Below are 234 nucleotides of genomic sequence, written 5' to 3'. Positions count from 1 at the left end.
TTGATTTCAATGAACTGAGTGACCAATCGATAATTTATTATCGGCACAGTCAATTCATTATCATTCTGTTGGAATGGTAATAGCTTTAGAATTACTTTTTGTAGTTTTGAAGTCAGTATTCGTTGAGTCACACCTATTAATTTAGGTAATCAAAACTTTAAATTGAAGAGTTTGATCATGGCTCAGATTGAACGCTGGCGGCAGGCCTAACACATGCAAGTCGAGCGGAAACGA

The 234-nt window shown here is 36.3% G+C and carries 1 rRNA gene; it reads left to right on the top strand.

What is annotated here, in order from left to right:
• Positions 1–159: 159 nt before the first annotated feature.
• Positions 160–234, top strand: a 16S ribosomal RNA gene (locus tag AB4558_RS21820); the annotation flags it as partial.

Source organism: Vibrio sp. 10N.222.51.C5, assembly GCF_041474575.1.
GTDB classification, from domain to species: Bacteria; Pseudomonadota; Gammaproteobacteria; order Enterobacterales; family Vibrionaceae; genus Vibrio; species Vibrio crassostreae_C.
The sequence above is the reverse complement of the archived record's forward strand: the minus strand, read 5'-3'. Positions and strand labels throughout refer to the sequence as shown.